Source organism: Rhizobium sp. 25PS6, from assembly GCF_032464655.1.
GTDB lineage: Bacteria > Pseudomonadota > Alphaproteobacteria > Rhizobiales > Rhizobiaceae > Rhizobium > Rhizobium laguerreae.
The window spans coordinates 222,093-237,129 of record NZ_JAWDIV010000005.1; the positions used below are offsets into that span (position 1 = coordinate 222,093).

Genomic DNA, 15,037 nt, shown 5'->3' on the forward strand with positions numbered 1-15,037 from the left:
CCAGCCCGCGCAAACCCTCGCCAAAGTCCTAAAAACCTTGACGAAATTCCAATTATTAACGAAATATCATGAGTTTGCCTCAACTTAACGCAGATGCGAAAGATTTGTTGCGATGCGATATTTCTCTGGACACCATTACACAATTGTCGCATTTTTCCGTTTTAGTAGGGTTACCAAGACCTAAGTGCAGCCCTGGTGACAGGGTTAACCATTGATCGCCTATTGCCGCCGCGCCCCCTCGAAGACAACAGAGTACGATCCTTGAGCATCACGGAATTAAACAACAGCATTTCGACAGAGTCCTTCCGGCCGAGCCGCCGCCAGCAGCCGAGCCTGAAGATTCAGACCCCTGTTATCCACAGCGATGCGCCGCAGGCGCCGTTGGTGGATTTGGTCCTGAAGCGGGCGTTCGACATTGTTTCGTCGTTGAGCGCCCTCCTCGTCCTCGCCCCTTTCCTTCTGTTCGTCGCCCTGCTGATCAAGATCGACAGCCCAGGGCCGGTGCTCTTCAAGCAGACCCGCTGGGGCAAGAACTGCAAGGCCATCAAGGTCTACAAGTTCCGTTCCATGCGCACCGACCTCTGCGACGTCTCCGGCGTTGCCCAGACGGTGATGAACGATCCGCGCGTCACTCGCGTCGGTGCCATTCTGCGCCGCACGAATGTCGATGAGTTGCCGCAACTGCTGAACGTACTGCTGGGCCACATGTCGGTCGTCGGCCCGCGCTGCCATGCGATCGGCATGCGCGCCGGCGGCGTGCTCTACGAAGAGCTCGTACCGGAATACCATCAGCGCCATGCGATGCGCCCCGGCATGACGGGTCTTGCCCAGATGCGCGGCCTGCGCGGTCCGACCGATCGTCCGGCCAAGGCGCGCGCCCGTATCGCCAGCGATCTCTACTACGTCGGGAATTTTTCGATCTTGATGGACATGCGCATCATTTTCGGAACCATCGTGTCGGAGCTGACCCGCGGAAAAGGCTTCTAAAGCGCGTCGCGATCTTTCAGATTCGCTGCTCGCGCTTTAGTCTTTGTTTTTGCGCATGTCGCACAAAAAGCGATGCACATTTTGCGCTACATGCTTCCCAGCTTTAGCTTTGTGAGAAGGGCCGGCTGCCTCAGAGCAGCCGGTACCGGAATGCTCCGGCGACCGCCTGCATGCGGCTGACCGAATCGAGCTTGCGCATCGCGCCCTTCAGATAACCCACCACCGTATGTGCCGAGAGATCGAGAATGATCGCGATCTCGTCGCTGCTCTTGCCGGCCGCCGACTACAGCGCTGCGCGTCTTTTTAGACGCGCAAAGGACGCTGTAGCACTTTGAATTGCTGCCTGATTCCTTAGAGCCTTTCCGGGTTAGATTGAAGCATTCTGCCGGAGCAGGTTTTCGTCAGGGCAAAGGCGATTGGCGAAGGGCATACCTCTTGGTACGTCCGAGCCGATCGCCTTTGTCCTGGCGGAAAGATGCCCGGCCCTTCGGGTTGGCTGAAACGGGCCGGCTGATCGACCGGCCGGCTTGGCCGTAGAGCTTGGCTACGACGCGCGCCGGCCGGTCGACCATCCGACTCCGTTTGAGCCAACAGAATGCTTCAAGCTGACCAGGAAAGGCTCTAAATCGATTCCGATTTAAGGAATCAGGCAGCGTCGCAGGCATTCGATTTCGCGCCGGGTGAGCGTCTCTAACGGGCCATCCTCCATGGAGCCGTAGAGCAGCGCCATCGCCTGCTCTCGCGTGGGCATAGGACAGCCGCCTGAGAAGGCGAAGATGTATTGTTTCAGGTCAGCGTCGTGCAGCGTGAAGGCGAAGGTATTCTTCAGCCCATGCATCTGAAAGAGCACATTGAGTTTGCGGTTTCCTGATTGGAGGCGCTGCCCGCAAACGACCCCTCCTCGCAGAAGATCGGCACGATTATCCGCTTCATCGCGGTCACCAGTCTGCTGCAATAGAAGAGATCGGCAGCCTCGTAAAAGCCGACAAGGCTTCGCGGCCAATTGCTGATCAACCGGTTTTCGGTGAAAGCTGTGCGATCGCCCCGCGGGAAAGCCGAGAGCAGACAGAAATCGAGACCCACAAGCTTCGCCATCGCGTCGAGCCGTTCCTTGCCGTCGTCGGCCGAAACCCCGGCGCGATCGGCCTGCGAAGGCGAAAATGCAGCATCCTCAGCGCAGTCGCCGACTGCGCGTTCACGTCTTTTCAACTTCATATCCTCGAATGGCCAGCTTCGGCTCGGCCTTGCTGTCCCCGGGACATCAGCAAAGACGGTTTCTGCCCGCATCCCGAGGATACGAAGCATCAAAAACGCGAACTGGACTGATACAGCGGGAAGAACGGAGACGAAGTCTTGCGCTCATCCTTATGTTGCCGCCCTTATAAGATCGTCCCGGGAAATCAGCTAATATTTATTCCGCATGGCTCCCATGCAGGCGCTACAAATTGATGTGGCGGCAGACAGCGGCCCCATCGCCGGCCAGGGCGGGCGTCTAAATTTGTTATCAAAGTCTTACGATGGGTTTAGGCAATTTTTAAATGTGGCAGGCTAGAGTGGGGCTCGTGGTCTTGCGTTGTGTAGAGAGTCCAATGACCGAAATGATACGTCCCCGAGTAAAATATGTCATCGGCCCCGATGGCAGCCCCCTGACGATCGCGGATCTTCCGCCGCCCAATACGCGGCGCTGGGTGATTCGCCGGAAGGCAGAGGTTGTCGCGGCTGTCCGCGGTGGCTTGTTGAGCTTGGAAGAGGCCTGCGAGCGTTACACGCTCACGGTCGAAGAATTCCTGTCCTGGCAGTCGTCGATCAACAGCCACGGTCTTGCCGGCCTGCGCACCACGCGCATTCAGCAATATCGTCACTGATCACACCCCAGCATCGACGACATTTATTTCGGGCCGGACGCATCTCCCATGAGGGAATGAAGAAGGCCCGAAATCACTGACGAGGCCGCGTAGCACCAGAGGCCGGGCTGCGTGAAGGCATCCGCCAGCCCCGTCGTCTTCGCCGCCGCAATGACGATCGCGACGAGCAGCACATCCATCATCGACCACTTGGACAGATGCGGTACGACGCGACGATAGAACAGGCTGCCGGCCCCACCCCCGGAGGCCGTCGCTTCTGCGGTGATCCCCATCGCCTCCACGGTGATGCCGATCATCTTCAGAAACGGGAGCAGGATCGAAACCAGGGCGACGATTGCCGCCAGCAGCCCGTCCCCGCCTTGCCAGAGCGGGACGATGATTTCGATGAGCGACGGCGTTTCGTCGAAGAAATACAGCGTCTCGAAACGGACCAGCGGCAAGACGAGGCCGAGCGCCAGGAAGAACGGCGCAGCCACGAGAAGCACGGGGCGAGCCATCGAAAGCGCACTCATTGCCCTGAACCTCTCATCGATCCGACATTTTGCATGAACACTCTGTCTCCTGCCTGTATTGCCTCCACGGCTTGGCACGACCGCGCCGCCATGTCACGGTCCGCTACGACAATATCGTTATGAGGAAAGACAATGGACATTCGAAGTGAGGAAGGCGTCTCCGGCGGCCGCTATGCGGCCGAGGTCGAAGGGCACGAGGCGGAGATGACCTATTCACGCACATCGCCGAAGCTGGTCATCATCGATCACACGGGCGTTCCCGATTCGCTGCGCGGTAAAGGTGTCGGCCAGGCGCTGGCGCTCCACGCCGTGGAGGCAGCCCGCAGCGGCGGCTGGAAGATCATCCCGCTCTGCCCATTCTTCAAGGCGCAGGCGCAACGCCATCCGGAATGGAAGGATGTCGTGAATTAATGCATGTCGCCCAAAAACGCACAGCGGGTTTGGGACAAGGACACGCATAAAATAAATCGTCCCTGCGGGGGACGAATCTCGTTTCCGGTGGGAGCGACGCCATAAGGCAAACACCAAAAGCCATGTATAACGGACAGCGCGCCCATCATACATGGCTTCTCAGTGGCGATCCCAGGGCGCCGAAGCCGGCACCCAGCCGTTTCTCTTACGCCCTTGCTCTGGCGCCGCCGTCACGCTCTTCCAGCGCTGTGGCCCTTGCATATTCCGCTTGCATCTCCTCGAGCGCCATTTCCAGCGTCTCTTCCTGCATCTTCAGTTCCTTGATCGAAACCTGCAGGTTGTCGGCCCGCTGACGCGCGGCCTTGGCGAAGGTCGGATAAGCAAAGTGATTCGGGTCGGAAATACCGGACTTCTTTTCCTCGACGACGATCTGGCTCTCCAGATCCTTCGTCATCCGTTCGAATTCGGACATCATCATCTGCAACTGCTGCAACTGACGTCGTTTTTCGTTCACCTGAAATTCCTTCAGGCGAACGAGACTTTCTCGCGACTTCATACGCATTACTCCCGTGATGCGAGACCCCGGCTCAACTTGAAACCGCCCTGCGCGCCGCTTTGACACGGTTTGCTAAAAAATTTCCCGCGATATTAACAAATACCTACCGCTGGTAACCTTTCGTTTACGGGCATCGTTAATGATAGGCCCTATGATTTAAGGGTCGGTAAATGCCGAGGCATGAAGTTCGAACCTTTTCATTGGCGAGTCGGATGAATCACTTAGCGATGTTTCCTAATGTTAAAGTTGAGGAGCACCTTTTTGAGATTCCTATTGGAAAACAGAGAAATGGAAAAATTGTTTAATAAATTCGATACTCCTTGCCAGAGTGAATTAGAATTTGTTAACCATTTCGTGGCAGCTTTCAAATCACGTAGCGTGTTCGGTATCGTGTAGGGGGCCAGACCACCTTTCGGCGGCGGTAAAGGGGATAATTATGCGGGTACTTCTAATCGAGGATGACAGCGCGACGGCGCAGAGCATCGAGTTGATGCTTAAATCAGAGAGTTTTAATGTTTATACCACCGATCTCGGTGAAGAAGGCGTCGATCTGGGCAAGCTGTATGATTATGATATCATCCTTCTCGATCTGAACCTGCCCGACATGTCCGGATATGAAGTGCTTCGCACTCTCCGGCTGTCCAAGGTCAAGACGCCCATCCTTATTCTGTCGGGCATGGCCGGCATCGAAGACAAGGTTCGCGGCCTCGGTTTCGGCGCTGACGACTACATGACCAAGCCGTTCCACAAGGACGAGCTCGTCGCCCGCATCCACGCCATCGTCCGCCGCTCCAAGGGACACGCCCAGTCGGTCATCATGACCGGCGAGTTGATCGTCAACCTCGATGCCAAGACGGTCGAAGTCGGCGGCCAGCGCGTCCACCTGACGGGCAAGGAATATCAGATGCTGGAGCTGCTTTCGCTCCGCAAGGGCACCACCCTCACCAAGGAAATGTTCCTGAACCACCTCTACGGCGGCATGGACGAGCCGGAACTGAAGATCATCGACGTCTTCATCTGCAAGCTCCGCAAGAAGCTCGCCAACGCTGCCGGCGGCGCCAACTACATCGAGACCGTCTGGGGCCGTGGTTACGTTCTTCGCGAGCCGGATGGTGCCGAATACGCCGAAACCGCCTGATATTTTTTCCGATCCCCCTTATCGGATAAACGAAGATCCCGCCTTTTCGGCGGGATTTTTCGTTTCTGCCTACGGTAATAGCAATAAGAATCCGCCCTCGCAGCACATGATCTCAGGCTGGATCGGCCTGAAATCCTCTGTATTTCGATCAAGGAAATAACGTGGGGTCGCCGAAACCGCTTGCACGCGGCATCATGCTCCAGTGATGCCGATATCGGCGGAAAGAGATCTGCCTGTCAGGCGGCGATCGCGCGGTTTCCGAAAACGGCGGTCAGGATCTTGCGATCGAACGGCTTCAACAGGAAGTCGGTGGCCCCGGCCCGTTTGCCCGCCATCAGTTTCTTCAGATCCGCCTCGACGACGCAGTAATAGATCTTGACCTCTTTGCCGCCCTCCATGGCACGGATGGCAGCGATGAGGTCGAGGGCGCCTTCCATGCCGGAATCGACGATCAGATATTCCGGCAGCTCCGCCTGGCAGCGCTGCAGCGCCTCGCCGGCGTTGGAGGCCTCGCTGACGAGAAAGTCGAGTTCGGAGAGAATGCGCTTGCCGACCTTGCGGACGATGTCCGAATTATCGGTGATCATGAACCTTTGCATGGCCGCTCCTTTGCCCCCGCATTCGTCGCAGCAAGAGGCCTCTTACAACCCTGGAGAATAGGTCCATCAGGCTAACGAATCGTTACCGGACGGGGCGCAGACACAGGTCCGCGCTCCGAAATCAGGCCGCCGCAGCCACTGCCGTGAACACCAGTTCGTCGGCGCTGGCGCTGTGATCAAGCGCCATTCCGCACTCCTGCGCCAGAAGCACGGTGTAATAGGGCTGGATCGAATGGGCATCGATCGCTTCCTCGATGGTGCCGGTCGATATCTCGACGAACTTCGGCGGCAGGCGCATCAGTTTGCCTTTGGACGTGAGCTTGAACTTCGCATCGAACTCGGGATTTTCGAGCGTTACCTCGAGCACGCCGCCGCGCGGAATGGCGGAATAGGCAACGAGGAAGAGGTTGAGCAGCAGCTTGACACGGTTCTTGGCGACGATGGCGCGCGGTCCGTTCCAGATCACCTCGGTCTTCTTCTCGGCGACAGCGAAATCCTTGGCTGCACGCTCGGCCTCGCCGGTGTCGATCGAGGCGCCGACGGAGCCCGACGCGCCGAAGGCGAGACGTGCGAATTTCAGGCGGACGGAAGCATTGAGCGCGCTGGTGCGGATCAGGTCCATCGCATCGGCGTCGGCGCCGCCTTCATCCAGGAGCTCCAGCCCGTTATTGATCGCGCCGACCGGCGAGATGACATCGTGGCAAACGCGGCTGCAAAGAAGCGCGGCCAGATCCGGGCCGGACAGGGTGAGATTGGGGTTCTTGGACATCATTGTCTCCTGATGGGCGGCAATTTCATTGCGCCCGGAATATGCTTCATCAAAATTGCGCGAAGTTTGCGATCGTACTCGGTGCCATAATGACACCATATTTGGTAAACCGATTGTTAAGATCATCGGCGCAAAATGCAGCAATCGCCGCGAGCGGTTGCCCGCTCTCAGCCAAACGACGAACGGATGACACCATGCGCCCTCAATTTCCGCACCGATTCATCGGCTTCTGCAGGTTACTTTCGGCCCTCATCTTCTCCTCGCTGATGGTTGCCGGGCCGGCTGCCGCCCAGGACAACGGCCAGTACACGATGCAGGAAATCGTCGACGCCGGCCACTCCTTCTTCGGCTCCGCCAGCGGCGGACTTGCCAAAGTGGTCGAGAGTGCCTTCCAGAAATACGGCCTGCCGAACGGCTATATCCTCGGACAGGAAGGCGGCGGCGCCTTCATCGCCGGCCTTACCTATGGCGAAGGCCAGCTGAACACCAAGAACGCCGGCGAACATAATCTCTACTGGCAGGGCCCCTCGCTCGGCCTCGATTACGGCGGCCAGGGCTCACGCGTAATGATGCTGGTCTACGACCTGCCCTCCGTCAACGGCATCTATGCCCGCTTCGGCGGTGTCAGCGGCTCGGCCTATGTGATCGCCGGCTTCGGCATGACGCTGCTCAAGAACAACGACGTGCTGGTCGTGCCGATCCGCACCGGCGTCGGTGCTCGCCTCGGCGTCAATGTCGGCTATCTCAAAATCACCCAGGCGCCGACCTGGAACCCCTTCTGAGGCCTCAAAGCCGCTGGAATCTGCCGCCGTCCCCACCGGCGGCCTTGCCATGCGCGTCACGCGTGCTTAATCATCGCGGCTGACCTCGTATCAACCTTCTTACCGATGGCCGCGCCGTGATCGAATATGCTCTCTTGTTCGGATTGGGCTTCCTGACCGCGGCCTTCCTTGTCTTTCTGGTCTCGCCCGCCGTTCACCGCCGCATCGTCTGGTATACGGAGAACAGGCTGAAAGCGACGATGCCGCTGAGCCCGCAGGAGGTCCGCGCCCAGAAAGACATGGTGCGCGCGCTCTATGCCGCCGAAAACGCCCGCACCACCCAGGACCTTCTGCGTGAGCGCGAGAAATCCCTGTCGTTCCAGCTTCGCCACGACGCCCTCGCCGTCGATGCCGGCAGGCTTGCCGCCGAGATCGGCGAATTGCAGGCCCAGATCCGCGAGATGCATGTCGAGGCGGCCGACCAGCGCTCGCATCTGCGCAAGGACGAGAACTATATCAGCCAGTTGAAGACCAATCTGCATATTGCCGAGCAGTCCGCTGCCAACAAGGAGAGCGAACTGGCGACGATGAGGACGCGGCTGAGCAAACTCGGTGAACAGGCCGATGGGCTGCGAATAGACCTGGCCGCGCGCGAGACCGAGGCGGAGAGCCTGAAATTCCGCGTCAACGCGCTGCGCGACGAACGCGACACACTGCGCCAGGACGTCAGTCTGCTGCAGAAGCGCGCCAAGGATGCCGAACAGAAACTGACGCAGCAGCAGCATATGGTGATCCGCCTGGAGGATAAGGCCGCGCGAGAGAGCGCTTCCGCCATCGAAAAGGAAACCCTGGTCGCTCGCCGCCAGCAGGAGATCGCCAGGTTGAAGGAGCAGTTGAAGACCGCCAACGCCGAGATCCGCAAGGTCAACCGGGTGCTGCGCGACGCTGGCCTTGCCGGGATGGTCGCGGAGCTGCCGGCGGAAATGACGGCCGAAGACACGACCACATCGACGCTCGACACCGCTGTCGTCACGGCTGAGATGGGCGAGGATGTCCGTAAACGCAGCGCCGCCCTGGCCGAGCGCCTGCAAAAGGCAAAGGCCGTAGCCGGACGCGATGGTGCGATCCGCGAGGAGATCGCCTCGATCGCCGCCAATATGGTGGCGCTGACTGCCCTGAACGAGGGTCCCTCCTCGCCGATCCGCGCGCTGCTCGTCGAAGGTGCGGAAAAGAGACCCAACGATCGTGTCAATCTTGCCGACAGGGCAGCCGCGATCCTCGCCGATCCCCCGAGCGTCCGATAGGACGCGCGGCGCGCATGTTTGACCATCATGTTTGACTTGACGCAGAACCCTGAAAATCGATTCCGATTTGAGAGGGATATGCGTTAGACCCGGCCCATCGCCGAGGCCATCGAAAACAACGCAATCCCCGTCGCCGTCGCGGCATTGAGGCTGTCGAGTTCCTCCGACTGTGGAATGCGCGCGCTCTGGAACCGCGCAAGCAGCGCCTCCGGCAACCCCTCGCCCTCGGTGCCGACGACGAGCGCCATGCGCGTCGAGGCCGGAATGGCGCGGATATCGGTCTTGCCGTGCGGTGAAAGCGTCCAGATGGCAAAGCCCCGTTCGGCAAGCGCCACGAGTACATCCAGCGCCTTGCCGCCGCGGCGGTGTGGAACTCTCAGCACCGAACCGACCGAGACACGCAGCGCCTTGCGGTAGAGTGGATCACAGGAGGTTTCGTCGAGCAGCACCGCATCCGCCCGGAAGGCCGCCGCATTACGGAACATCGAGCCGGCATTGTCGTGATTGGAAATACCGCAGCCGACGAGCACCAGCGCCCGTTTCGGCAGCGCCTCGAGAATTGCCGCCTCCCCGCGGTCCTGTCGCCGGCCGAGCGCGAGAACGCCGCGATGCAGATGGAAACCGACGACGCCGTCGAGCACATCCGCCCCGGCGACATAGACCGGCACATCGACCGGAAACCGCTCCAGGATGGGCAGCACGCCCTCGACGCGGTTGCGCAGCAGCAGGATCTTCTCGGCGAAAAAGCCGTGGCCTGCCGCATGCGCCTCGGCGAGCATGCGCAGCACGACCGTGCCTTCGGCGATGAAGCGGTTCTCTCGGCCCGTCAGGTCACGCTCGCGGATCTCGCGGAATTCAGCGACGCGCGGATCGTCGGCGCTGTCGATGTCGATCGGGACGGCGGCCATGCCGGGCCTCAATTGCCCGTAACTGTGACGTCGGCGACGGTGCGGCCGGTCCTGAGATCGTAGACCAGCGCCTTGTTCCTGCCCTCGACCGTTTCGCCGTAGAACAGAAGCTGCCCTGCCGAAAACGAGGTGGACTGCACCTTGAAGCCGAGTGGCAGGGAAACGGTTGCCGCAAGCGGCGCATCCGAGGGCACGCCGGAGGCGGTAGCAGCCGACGCCGTCTCCTTCGGCTCGCTGTGCATCACCTTGTAGACAACCGCGCCGAAGACCGCCATAAGGCTCACGAACATGATGGCGCCGGAAACGATCTGCAGGCGGACCATCTTGCGCCGGACACTCTCCATCGCCGGATCAAGGGGCTTCTCTTCCTGGTCGTCTGGCTCGATTGCTGTCATCTGTGCGTCCCGTTCTAAAAAATACGTCGGAGAAGAAGCGTCTTGAGCGACCCCTTTAAACAAGCAGCCGGCAATAGAAAAGTCCTGACCGCCGATGAAACTGCCGAAGGCCGGTTGGACGCCTGGCTGACGGCGCAGGTCGGCGAGGAATTTTCGCGCAGCCGCATCAAGGCGCTGATCAAGGACGGCCAGGTTTTTCTGCGCGGCGAACCCGTCACCGACCCGCAGCGCAAGGTGCGCACCGGCGACAGTTTCGAACTCACGCTGCCCGAGCCGGAAGACCCGACGCCGCAGGGCGAGGACATCCCGCTCGATATCCTCCATGAGGACGACGACGTCATCGTCATCTCCAAACCTTCCGGTCTCGTCGTCCATCCCGGCGCCGGCAACTGGACGGGGACGCTGGTCAACGCGCTGATCCACCATTGCAGCGATACACTTTCCGGCATCGGCGGCGTGCGCCGCCCTGGCATCGTCCACCGTCTCGACAAGGACACGACAGGCGTCATGGTCGTCGCCAAGAACGACATTGCCCATCGCCACCTGTCGCTGCAATTTGCCGACCATGGCCGCACCATGCCGCTCGAGCGGGCCTATCAGGCAATCGTCTGGGGCCGGCCCCGCACGCTGTCGGGCACGGTCGACGCGCCGCTTGGCCGCGCCACCGGCGACCGCACGCGCCGCGCCGTCAAACGCCCCGACAGTCAGGACGCCGACGAGGCGATCACGCATTACCAGGTAATCGAGCGCTTCCATGAGAAGCCGGACGCGACCGCGTTCGCCTCGCTGGTCGAGTGCCACCTCGAAACCGGGCGCACCCACCAGATCCGTGTCCACATGGCCCATATCGGCCATCCGCTACTCGGCGACACGGTTTACGGTGCCGGCTTCAAGACCAAGGCCAATCTCCTGCCCGAAGAGATCCGCAAGGTCGTCAACGGCTTCGGCCGCCAGGCGCTGCATGCCTTCATGCTGCAGTTCGAGCATCCGCGCACCGGTGAAATCATGCATTTCGAGGTGCCGCTGCCGGATGATATGGTCGAACTGGTCGACGCGCTGCGGCGATAAAGCCGGGCTCCGAATGCCGCCTGCCCAACTCACACCTGCGTGAGCGGCACCTTGAACCGCTGTTTCGCCACACTTATCTGTATATTGACTTAGTGCGGGCTCGCAGTAGAGCCGCACGTCCCGGTTTGCCTTTTTTAACGCGAGGATGCGTTTCCATCGGGAACCGGAATTCACTTTAGGAGGGTGCACTATGGCCCGAAATACCTTGCCGTCCATTACCGCCGGTGAAGCCGGTCTCAATCGTTACCTCGACGAAATCCGCAAGTTCCCGATGCTGGAGCCGCAGCAGGAATACATGCTCGCCAAGCGTTATGCCGAGCATGGCGACCGCGATGCTGCCCACAAGCTCGTCACCAGCCACCTTCGCCTCGTTGCGAAGATCGCGATGGGCTATCGCGGCTACGGCCTGCCGATCGGCGAAGTCGTCTCCGAAGGCAATGTAGGCCTGATGCAGGCCGTCAAGAAGTTCGATGCCGAGCGCGGCTTCCGCCTCGCCACCTACGCCATGTGGTGGATCAAGGCCTCGATCCAGGAATATATCCTACGTTCGTGGTCGCTGGTGAAGATGGGCACGACCGCCAACCAGAAGCGCCTGTTCTTCAACCTGCGCCGGCTGAAGGGCCGCATCCAGGCAATCGATGACGGCGACCTGAAGCCGGAGCACGTCTCGGAGATCGCCACCAAGCTGAACGTCTCGGAGGAGGAGGTCATTTCGATGAACCGCCGCCTCTCCGGCGACGCCTCGCTGAACGCGCCGATCAAGGCAGCCGAAGGTGACGGCGGCCAATGGCAGGATTGGCTGGTGGATGACCACGACAGCCAGGAAGACGTGCTGATCGAACAGGATGAACTCGAAACCCGCCGGCGCATGCTGGCGAAAGCGATGAGCGTGCTGAACGAGCGCGAACGCCGCATCTTCGAGGCGCGCCGCCTCGCCGAGGATCCAGTGACCCTGGAAGACCTTTCGACTGAATTCGACATCAGTCGCGAACGCGTTCGCCAGATCGAGGTGCGCGCCTTCGAAAAGGTGCAGGACGCCGTCCGCAAGGAAGCCCTGGAACGCGCCAAGGCCGTCCGGGTCGTCGAAGCCACGGCATAAGCCTGTCGCGTGATACAATTGAAGAAGGCGGGTCCTTGCGGCCCGCCTTTTCTTTTTCATTCATCTTTGTCCGCAGCCTCGGCATCACGCCAAGATCGGGAAACCGTCACTGGCTCGTCGACACATCTCCGAGCGCAGTCCATTCCTTGATCGCGGTATTGAAGGCGTCCGTTCCCGTACCGCCCTTTTCCATCGTCAGCAGCGCGCGGCGGCCGTTGCGGTAGGTGATCGGAATATCGATCCAGTTGCGGGTCGACATCAGGTCGAGATTGGCCTTGCGCGCATCAGGGTAGTCGTTGAGCGCGATCATGTGGAAGTCGTCGGTGATCTTGGCCGGAACCGCGATCAGCGCGTCACCGCGGTCCTGCTCCGTGCGCTTCATCGAAATGCGCTGGACGCTGTCGATGCTGCCGCCTTCGAAATTCGGCGGCACCGAGAAGACGATCTCGACGAGATGGCTTGCCGGCAGCGACGGATCGGAATTGCGCTTGAAGGTGACGAGAGCCGAGAGATTGCGCTCGGGAACCGTGACATTGCCCTGCACCGTCGCCTCCTGCCGGCCATCCTGGCCAGCCTCGTGCTGCACGCTCCAGACAACCGATCCCTCGATCGCCGTCGGCGAGCTCTGGCCGATGCGCTCCTCATAGAGGAACATCTTTTGCGACGAACCGACGGGCGCGGTCTGCGGCGGCGATGCCACGGGGCCATTCGGCGGCGTCCGCGTGTCGGCGGGTGCCGCATCGCCCTGCGCGCTGGCAGGCGGTGTATCGGCTGCCGCAACATTCTGTTCGGCGACCGACTTTCCTTCCGCGGTCGGCGTTCCCGGCACAGTCGCCGGGCCACTGTCGACCTCGGTTCCATCGGTCAGCAGCCGCTGGGTGAATTTCGAATTGGCCGCAGCGCCGTCATTGTTCACTGATGCTACCTGCGGGTTCGGCTGCGCCGGCGCCGCTGGAGTATTCTGCGCTCCTGGTGTGGTTGGCTGGGCTGGCGTCACCGCGTCCGGCTGGGCAGGCGTCGCCGAGCCATCCGGCGGCGTTGCCGCCTCGTTCCTGGTCGCCTGCGACGGTGCCGAGCTGACGAGCCCGTCGACCATCGCCACCAGCGCCTCCCTGTTCGTCCAGCCGGCATAGGCGCCGCCACCAATCAGGATGAGTGCGAAGATGAGCGTGATCACGGTGCCGATGCCGAAGCGGCGGCGCTTCGGCTCCATACGGAAGCTCTTGCCCTGCAGCTTGGAGGCGACAATCTGATCGATATCCATCGACGGATTGGCGTCATCGTCATCGGCGGCGACAGAGCCGCGGCGGTCGTAGCCGCGCAGCGCCTTCGCCTCGCGCCAGTCCTCGCTCGGCGCGCCGCTAGCAGGCGCAGGCTTGCCGTTGTGCACTTCGGCGAAGATATCGACATCGTCGAAATGAGAGGCAACCGGCGTCTTCTTATTGTTGCCGGCCTCGATCGGCGGCAGATCGTCGAAGGCGGCCGTCTCCCAGGAAAAACTTTCCTTGGCGGCCGGCATGACGGCGGCGGGTGCCACTTTTTCGAGGCTCGATATCACCTCCTCGAAGGCGCGCGCCGAGGCATCGGCGGTAATCGGCGCCGGCGCCGTCTCCGAATATTGCCGGAGTTCCTCTTCCGCCCATTCGGTCTCCGCATCCTTGGGCGCCGGAGCCGGCGTTTCGGCAACGGGCTCGGTCCAGACGGGGTCGAAATGCGCCGCAGCTTCGGCCTGCAACGGCTCCTCGCGGCTATGCTCGACGAACTCCTGCGGACGATCGAAATCGGCGACCGGCTCCACCAGGCGGTTGGATGCGTGGTCTATGCCGCGGGTGATCGGCGGCAACGGCTCGTCGGGCTCGTAAGCCTCCTCGGCCCCCGGCTCCTCGCTTTCCACCGCCGCAGGTTCGCCCGCGATCTCGTCGGCTTCCAGGGGATGCGGCTCGTCGGCACGGTCTTCGTCGGCTTGTTCGTCGCGATGCTCGGCAGGTGGCGCTTCCCAACCGTCATGTTCGGCCGGTACGTCTTCGGCAGCGACGTCGCGCGCCTCGCTGGCATGCCATTCCTCGGCCGGCGCTTCCTCCTCCTGCGAGGGATGCCAGTATGTCTCGGCCGGACCGGATGTTTCCGGCGAAACCGATGTCTCGGCGGAAACAGGGGTTTCCGCGGAAACAGGGGGTTCCGCGGGAACGGATGTTTCAGGGGAAACGAGCGTTTCCTGGGAAAGAGGCTCCTCCGCAGCGACCTCTTCCTCAGCTTCCTCCGGCGCGGCGGATTCCACATGATCGGGCTCGTCGGCGGCCTCGGCCGCCTGCGGTTCCGCATAGGCTTCGTCGACCGGTTCCTCGACAGCCGTCTCCGGCGCCGGTTCGCTTTCGTCGGGAACCGCTTGTTCTTCGAAGGATTCCGCCGCGGCGACGGCCGCAACCGGCTCATCGAGCGGCATCGCCTCGGAGTGTTCGCCTTCCACTTCGCGGATGGCAGCCTCGAGCTTTTCGAGCTGGCGTTGCAGCATGGCTTCCGGCGGACGCGGCTTCATGTTCTCGAGCTGCCGCTGCACTGCGCCGCGGGCACGTTCGTAGACTTTCACCCGCATCTCGGGGGTATTTTCAGCCAGGCCGTCGACGGCCCGCCGAATGACTGCAATAAAATCCGCCATTAGTACTTT

The 15,037-nt window shown here is 61.1% G+C and carries 17 protein-coding genes and 1 pseudogene; 8 read left to right on the top strand and 10 right to left on the bottom strand.

From position 1 onward, the window contains the following. Positions 1-261: 261 nt before the first annotated feature. Positions 262-987, top strand: a complete 726-nt coding sequence (locus tag RWK44_RS09665; RefSeq protein ID WP_026265403.1) for a sugar transferase — start codon at positions 262-264, stop codon at positions 985-987. Between the two features lie 130 nt (positions 988-1,117). Here the strand turns inward: RWK44_RS09665 and RWK44_RS09670 are convergent. The 3 genes and pseudogenes from RWK44_RS09670 to RWK44_RS09680 form a co-directional block, all read right to left on the bottom strand. Beyond that, positions 1,118-1,270: pseudogene (locus RWK44_RS09670) on the bottom strand (LuxR C-terminal-related transcriptional regulator); the annotation flags it as partial. A 354-nt stretch (positions 1,271-1,624) separates the two neighbouring features. Beyond that, positions 1,625-1,837, bottom strand: coding sequence for a hypothetical protein (locus tag RWK44_RS09675; RefSeq protein WP_260692955.1), 213 nt, complete (start codon positions 1,835-1,837; stop codon positions 1,625-1,627). Beyond that, entirely contained in the window at positions 1,813-2,196 is a 384-nt protein-coding gene (locus tag RWK44_RS09680; RefSeq protein WP_260692956.1) for a hypothetical protein, read from the bottom strand. Before RWK44_RS09680 ends, RWK44_RS09675 begins: the two co-directional genes overlap by 25 nt. Before the next feature lie 380 nt (positions 2,197-2,576). Here RWK44_RS09680 and sciP point away from each other — a divergent pair, with 380 nt between their 5' ends. After that, positions 2,577-2,852: a CtrA inhibitor SciP gene (gene sciP, locus RWK44_RS09685; protein ID WP_007533628.1), complete on the top strand. Its 276-nt coding sequence runs from the start codon at positions 2,577-2,579 to the stop codon at positions 2,850-2,852. Positions 2,853-2,875: 23 nt separating this feature from the next. Here sciP and RWK44_RS09690 read toward each other — a convergent pair whose 3' ends face one another. Further along, positions 2,876-3,442, bottom strand: coding sequence for a paraquat-inducible protein A (locus RWK44_RS09690; protein WP_316028719.1), 567 nt, complete (start codon positions 3,440-3,442; stop codon positions 2,876-2,878). A 54-nt stretch (positions 3,443-3,496) separates the two neighbouring features. On the opposite strand from RWK44_RS09690, the gene RWK44_RS09695 reads away from it, so the two are divergent. Next, positions 3,497-3,775 (top strand): GNAT family N-acetyltransferase, encoded by a 279-nt coding sequence (locus RWK44_RS09695; RefSeq protein ID WP_077979110.1) that lies wholly within the window; start codon positions 3,497-3,499, stop codon positions 3,773-3,775. 205 nt (positions 3,776-3,980) lie between these two features. On the opposite strand, the gene RWK44_RS09700 is transcribed toward RWK44_RS09695, so the two are convergent. Continuing rightward, complete coding sequence (locus RWK44_RS09700; protein WP_003542353.1) at positions 3,981-4,331, bottom strand: hypothetical protein; 351 nt, start codon at positions 4,329-4,331, stop codon at positions 3,981-3,983. Between the two features lie 436 nt (positions 4,332-4,767). Here RWK44_RS09700 and ctrA point away from each other — a divergent pair, with 436 nt between their 5' ends. Then, entirely contained in the window at positions 4,768-5,469 is a 702-nt protein-coding gene (gene ctrA, locus RWK44_RS09705) for a response regulator transcription factor CtrA (protein WP_003542362.1), read from the top strand. Between the two features lie 236 nt (positions 5,470-5,705). Here ctrA and RWK44_RS09710 read toward each other — a convergent pair whose 3' ends face one another. Together RWK44_RS09710 and chpT are read right to left on the bottom strand one after the other, a co-directional pair. Then, the gene (locus tag RWK44_RS09710; protein WP_003542364.1) at positions 5,706-6,068 is read right to left on the bottom strand and encodes a response regulator; all 363 of its coding nucleotides are present in this window, start codon (positions 6,066-6,068) and stop codon (positions 5,706-5,708) included. A 121-nt stretch (positions 6,069-6,189) separates the two neighbouring features. Further along, a complete protein-coding gene (chpT, locus tag RWK44_RS09715) occupies positions 6,190-6,837 on the bottom strand; it encodes a histidine phosphotransferase ChpT (RefSeq protein ID WP_131665238.1) in 648 nt (215 codons plus the stop codon). 194 nt (positions 6,838-7,031) lie between these two features. Between chpT and RWK44_RS09720 the strand changes: the two genes are divergently transcribed. Next, positions 7,032-7,619: a DUF1134 domain-containing protein gene (locus RWK44_RS09720; RefSeq protein WP_003542368.1), complete on the top strand. Its 588-nt coding sequence runs from the start codon at positions 7,032-7,034 to the stop codon at positions 7,617-7,619. 116 nt (positions 7,620-7,735) lie between these two features. Beyond that, complete coding sequence (locus tag RWK44_RS09725) at positions 7,736-8,902, top strand: hypothetical protein (protein WP_316028720.1); 1,167 nt, start codon at positions 7,736-7,738, stop codon at positions 8,900-8,902. A gap of 83 nt (positions 8,903-8,985) precedes the next feature. Here RWK44_RS09725 and RWK44_RS09730 read toward each other — a convergent pair whose 3' ends face one another. After that, the gene (locus tag RWK44_RS09730) at positions 8,986-9,810 is read right to left on the bottom strand and encodes a TrmH family RNA methyltransferase (RefSeq protein WP_316028721.1); all 825 of its coding nucleotides are present in this window, start codon (positions 9,808-9,810) and stop codon (positions 8,986-8,988) included. An 8-nt stretch (positions 9,811-9,818) separates the two neighbouring features. Then, positions 9,819-10,205 (bottom strand): hypothetical protein, encoded by a 387-nt coding sequence (locus tag RWK44_RS09735; RefSeq protein WP_168284848.1) that lies wholly within the window; start codon positions 10,203-10,205, stop codon positions 9,819-9,821. A gap of 42 nt (positions 10,206-10,247) precedes the next feature. Between RWK44_RS09735 and RWK44_RS09740 the strand changes: the two genes are divergently transcribed. Both RWK44_RS09740 and rpoH read left to right on the top strand, forming a co-directional pair. Further along, positions 10,248-11,273, top strand: a complete 1,026-nt coding sequence (locus tag RWK44_RS09740) for an RluA family pseudouridine synthase (RefSeq protein WP_017961765.1) — start codon at positions 10,248-10,250, stop codon at positions 11,271-11,273. Between the two features lie 190 nt (positions 11,274-11,463). Next, on the top strand, positions 11,464-12,372 hold the full coding sequence (gene rpoH, locus RWK44_RS09745) for an RNA polymerase sigma factor RpoH (protein WP_017961766.1): 909 nt from the start codon (positions 11,464-11,466) through the stop codon (positions 12,370-12,372). A 106-nt stretch (positions 12,373-12,478) separates the two neighbouring features. Here rpoH and RWK44_RS09750 read toward each other — a convergent pair whose 3' ends face one another. Further along, positions 12,479-15,028: a hypothetical protein gene (locus RWK44_RS09750; RefSeq protein WP_222062005.1), complete on the bottom strand. Its 2,550-nt coding sequence runs from the start codon at positions 15,026-15,028 to the stop codon at positions 12,479-12,481. Positions 15,029-15,037: the final 9 nt, after the last annotated feature.